The organism is Neisseria sp. 19428wB4_WF04 (assembly GCF_015235335.1).
Lineage (GTDB): Bacteria > Pseudomonadota > Gammaproteobacteria > Burkholderiales > Neisseriaceae > Neisseria > Neisseria musculi.
Window position 1 is genome coordinate 1 of record NZ_JADGLG010000089.1, and the last position, 5,052, is coordinate 5,052.

At 48.9% G+C, this 5,052-nt stretch carries 5 protein-coding genes and 1 pseudogene; all 6 read left to right on the forward strand.

Going from position 1 to position 5,052, the window contains the following annotated elements; all coding sequences use genetic code 11:
* A pseudogene (locus tag IR141_RS12020) lies at positions 1–150 on the forward strand (IS1595 family transposase); the annotation flags it as partial.
* 190 nt (positions 151–340) lie between these two features.
* Positions 341–931, forward strand: coding sequence for a lytic transglycosylase domain-containing protein (locus IR141_RS12025; protein WP_135037616.1), 591 nt, complete (start codon positions 341–343; stop codon positions 929–931).
* A gap of 89 nt (positions 932–1,020) precedes the next feature.
* Positions 1,021–1,341 (forward strand): TrbC/VirB2 family protein, encoded by a 321-nt coding sequence (locus tag IR141_RS12030; protein ID WP_135037608.1) that lies wholly within the window; start codon positions 1,021–1,023, stop codon positions 1,339–1,341.
* Between the two features lie 15 nt (positions 1,342–1,356).
* On the forward strand, positions 1,357–1,806 hold the full coding sequence (locus IR141_RS12035; RefSeq protein WP_135037611.1) for a VirB3 family type IV secretion system protein: 450 nt from the start codon (positions 1,357–1,359) through the stop codon (positions 1,804–1,806).
* Positions 1,760–4,087 carry a conjugal transfer protein gene (locus IR141_RS12040; RefSeq protein WP_228068261.1) on the forward strand — a complete coding sequence of 776 codons (2,328 nt, stop codon included), beginning with the start codon at positions 1,760–1,762 and terminating at the stop codon, positions 4,085–4,087. Before IR141_RS12035 ends, IR141_RS12040 begins: the two co-directional genes overlap by 47 nt.
* A 125-nt stretch (positions 4,088–4,212) precedes the next feature.
* Positions 4,213–4,872 (forward strand): type IV secretion system protein, encoded by a 660-nt coding sequence (locus IR141_RS12045; RefSeq protein ID WP_135037613.1) that lies wholly within the window; start codon positions 4,213–4,215, stop codon positions 4,870–4,872.
* Positions 4,873–5,052: the final 180 nt, after the last annotated feature.

Sequence of the window (5,052 nt, forward strand, 5' to 3'; positions counted from 1 at the left end):
CAAGCAAAACGCCATTTACGCAAGTTTAACGGCATTTCCAAAGAGCATTTTGAACTGTATTTGAAAGAGTGTGAATGGCGTTTTAACAACAGTGAGATAAAATTTCAAATTTCTATTTTAAAACAATTAGTAAAGCAGGATTTGTTCTAGTTATCTAGGACAGCCCCTTGAACAAAGTCATCCTTATCGGCAGTTGAGGCGCGTTCCCGAGATGCGCCATATGCCTGATGGCAAGGCCGTCTGAAATTTCAGACGACCTTTGTGTTTTCTTTTTTGTGTTTTTTCTTTTTAAGACCAGGAGATTGATTTGAAAAAATCCGTTCTTGCCGTTTTGGTGGTGATGGTGGCATCAGTATCTGCCGTCTGTTTTGCCGCGCCTTATCCTCAATACCGGCATTTGGTGGAAAAACACGCGGCGGCGCAGGGTTTGGATGCAAACCTTGTGTGGGCGGTGATGGCACGGGAGAGCGGCGGCAGACGGTATGCCGTTTCGCACAAAGACGCGCGCGGGCTGATGCAGGTTATCCCGCCGACTGCCGCGCGGATGGGGGTAAATCCGAAATACCTGTACAACCCCGAGCACAACATCATGGCCGGTACGCGCTATCTGCGTTTTTTAAGCAACCGCTATCGCGGCAATATCGATCTGATGCTTGCCGGTTATAACGCCGGCGAGGGGGCGGTGGATCGGTACGGCGGGATTCCGCCCTACCGGGAAACCCGCAATTATGTGCGCCTGGTGCGTAACCGTTACGCGCAGTTGAGCGGCAACCCCGCCCATGCGGCGGGAACACGCAGCGCGTTGGTTGAAGCGGCCTATCAGCCGCATAAAACCGCTGCTAAGGCCGCCCGTGCGGCTTTTGTCCGGGCGGCAGCCGGTTCGCCGCCGCCGAAACAATATGCGGCGTGGGATGTGTTCCAAGAGTTTTAATTTTACCCTCGGGTAGCTGTGTTCCGGCTTAGGCCGGTTTTTTTGTATCTGCCGCCGTTGTGCGGTTTTTATTTTTGGGAGTTTGTTTGATGAAACCGATGAATCAAAAACAAGGGCAGCAAGCCGCAAAGTTTTCTTTGGCGGCTTTGTTTGTTGTTGCCGCCCATAATGCACTTGCCGCCGGCGGGCTTTCGTCTGTGGAAAGCGGCATTAAAGAGTTTACTACCGGTTTTTACGGCATTGTGGGCATTCTCGCCGGCCTCGCGCTGCTCTGTACTTTCTTATGGGGCAAGTTGGGCAAAAAGCATTGGTCCGATGTGTTAGAGGCTTGTGCATGGATTGTAGGATGTGCGGCATCTTTAGCAATTGCCAAAGCGTTGTGGGATTGGGGTAAGAGCGTCACATTGTAATAACTGAGGTCCCCTATGCAGAATCTACCTGACATCAACATAGACACCGAGTACAACACCTATGAAGGTTTGTCACGGCAAGCTACGGTTTGGGGTATTCCGATGATACCGGTGATTACGATCGTCGGTATTTTCGTTTTAATCGCCCTGTTTACTATGCAGTTTTTAGACTTGAAAGCGTTTGCCATACTTTTGATGGCTGTCCCATTTTTGGTTTTCTTAAAGCTGATGACCCAAAGGGATGACCAAGCCGTCAACATTATAGCTTTGGAGCTTTATTGGCATATCCAACGCCGCAATGCCGATTTGTTCGGCAACACACTTACCCTGATGCCCACTAAATTTGGAAGAGAACGTCATGACTACGAACGATTTATTAGAGAGGATTCTGACGAAGCAGCGCTCGCCGCAAGATTATTTGCCCCGGTTCAGTCGGCACGTTGCCGAGAATATCGTCCATTTTGAAGACGGCCGTTTGGGATTCGTTTTGAGAATGGACGGTATCCCGTTTGAAGGTGTGGACGACAAGCACCTGATTGCATCGTTTAGTGAATTAAAGCGGCTGTTTAATACGGTTGGCAAACAATATGGAAACCGCTTGGGCATTTGGACAACTGTACAGCGGCAGCGGATTAATTTAAACCGCGAATATCACTTTGATACCAAATTCTGCCGCGAGCTTGCCGAACACTATATCCGGCAGTTCAACAAGGCCGATTATTACGAAAACCTGTTTTACATTTCCGTTATCCTGAAATACGACACGTTTTCAGACGGCCTGGAAGAAATTAACGATTTGCTGGAGATAATGGCCAAAGGTCTGAACAGCTATGACCCGCATATTTTAGGTACATATGAAAATGAAAACGGCGTAATGTTTTCCGAGGTGTATCAGTTTATCGGCACCCTGATTAACGGCGGTATCCGCGAAGATATTCCCTTATCGGCCAGTGCTGCCTACACCGTAGTTCCGTCTGCCAGCGTACATTTTGGCTCAGACATAATGGAAATCCGCAATGCAGACAGCCGAAAGTTTGCCACCTGCTACGATTTGAAAGAATTCGGTATCAGCAAAATCATGGTGTTGGTGAACACCCTGTCGATTCCCTGCGAGTACACGCTGACACAGATTTTCGTGTACACCGACAATGCCGAGATGCAGACGGAAATCAACAAACAGGTTAATGCCCTTGAGAGTGTGCAGGACCAGGCAATAGACCAGCAAGACGAACTGAAACAGGGCAAAGGCGAGTTGGCCGCCGGCCGGATGATGTTCGGCGAATACACTGGAACTTTGGTGGTTTACGGAAAAACCGCGCATGAAGCACGCACCAACGGTTCAACAGTATTTACTGAGTTTCTGACTTCCGGCGGTTTTCGCTTTGTCCCGTCCACTTTGTCGATGCCGGCCACTTTTTACAGCCAAGTATTGGGCTACAAAATCCGCCCACGGAAAATTCCTAAAACCACTACCAATCTTGCTACGGTATTTGGAATGCACAATTATTCTCAAGGAAAGTCTTGGGGCAATCCGATTGGCGACGGTTCTCCGGTAATGCCGCTGAAAACATTATCCAATACGCTGTTTAACCTGAGCCTGCACCACAGCAAAATCGACGTAAACAGCCTTGGGCAAAAAGTAGCCGGACATACGTTGATTCTCGGCGCAACCGGCACCGGCAAAACCGCCTTGGAATCGGTTATTCTGTCTTTCCTTACCCGTTTCAATCCCTATATGTTCGTATTGGATTTGGATCGCGGCATGGAAATCCTGATCCGGGCTTTACGGGGAACATATTTTGCGGTAGAAGAAGGTGTACCCAGCGGATTAAATCCTTTTCAACTACCCGACTTGCCGCAACACCGTATGTTCTTGTATGGATTGGTTGAATTATGTGCCGGCGGAGCCACCGCACAAGAGAAGCAGCAAATCAAAATGGCGGTGGATACTTTGTATGAAATAGATTTCAAAGAGCGTAATTTCAGCCGGCTGATGGAAAGCCTGCCGCCCGTGTACAGTGAAAATTCGTTACGCATCCGTTTGTCGAAGTGGTGCCGAAGCGAAGACGGTCAGTATGCGTGGTGTTTGGATAACGACAGCAACACATTCAATCCTGAAGAATTTTACCGGATCGGATTGGATGTTACCTGTATTCTCCAACCCAATTACGAGCCGACAGGCCCTGTGCTTTCTTATCTGCTCTATCTCAAAGAAATGATGTCCGAACGGGTAGCAAAGGAAGGCAGCCTTTTGGTATCGGTAGTGGCTGAATTTTGGCACGCCGCCCGGTTTGAAATGACTGCCGGCATGATGTTCAAAACACTCAAAACCGGCCGGAAAATGGGAGAATTTATGATTTTGGATTCCCAGTCACCGGAAGATGCCGTTGCCGTCGATATTTTCCCGGCCCTTATCCAACAGACACCGACCAAAATATTCCTGCCCAACCCTGAGGGTGAATATGAAGGCAGCTACCAACGGTGCGGTTTGAGCAGAAAGGAGTTCAACGAATTAATGACCAAGCCGAAAGAGAGCCGTATATTTCTAATCAAACAGAGTAAGCAGTCCGTGTTCTGCACGATGGATCTACACGGGTTTGATAATGAAATGACCGTGCTTTCGGGCACATCGGAAAATGTTTCCATTCTGCATCAGGTTATGGATGAGTGTGGCAGCGACGATCCCGATATTTGGCTTGAACCGTTTTATCAAGCCGTGCGCCAACGCAGCGGTAAGTTTCAATAACCGCGAAACCGGGCGGCCGTCTGAAATGTTTCAGACGGCCTTTTACTATTCCCCTCCGCCTTCAGGGCGGTTTCTTTCCATTGCCGCACAAAGCGGCATTTTCTTTATCCGTAGGAGATGTTCCGATGAAATCGAGCACAATCAAAAAAGCTGCCGCAGCTGTGGCTGTCGGCCTGATGGTTTCCGCTGCCCCGGCAATAGCCGGCGGCATTCCCGTTTTTGACGGAGCCGCCGTCGCCCAGGCTGTCCAGCAAGGCATCCAAATGGGGCAGCAGATTGAAAACCAAGTGAAGCAGATTACCGAACTGAAAAACCAGGTCAAAGCCCTGACCGGCAACCGCAATTTTGGCAACATTCTCAAAACCGAAGCTCTCGAGCAATTGCCCGACGAATGGAAGTCGGTTTACGATGCCGCGATACAAGCAAAGAAAGGGAACTTTAACGACTTGTTGGGCTCAAAGGGTTATAACCAAAATGCGGATAACGACCGGCTGGTCAAACATTTTGATTTGACGCTGAAAGCCATTAAAGATTCCGAACTGCGCTTTCAGAATATCAAGGCACTGATGAACCGGGTAAACACCACTCAGGATGCGAAGGCCGCCGCCGACCTGCAAAACCGTATTGCCTTAGAAAATGCCTATATCCAGCAGAACCAAACCCGGCTGGATATGATGGAGCGGTTTATGGTATTGGACGAAAAAGTCCAAGTGAAAAAACGGCAGGCTCGGGATCGCTGCATCCGGGAGAATCGCATTAACGGCACCAACAAATCCTGCACTTAAGAGGTATTGAGATATGAAAATTTCATTGCTTGCTATTACTGCTGCAGCAGTGATGTCAATTCCATTCCAAAACTGAGCCACAGTTGTGGTCTAAAATTGAGCCACCCTATGAGCGGTGTTTCATCCGGTAAGAATCATTGCCCGTCTCAAAAATATCGCAGCAATAAGTCAGACGCTCCA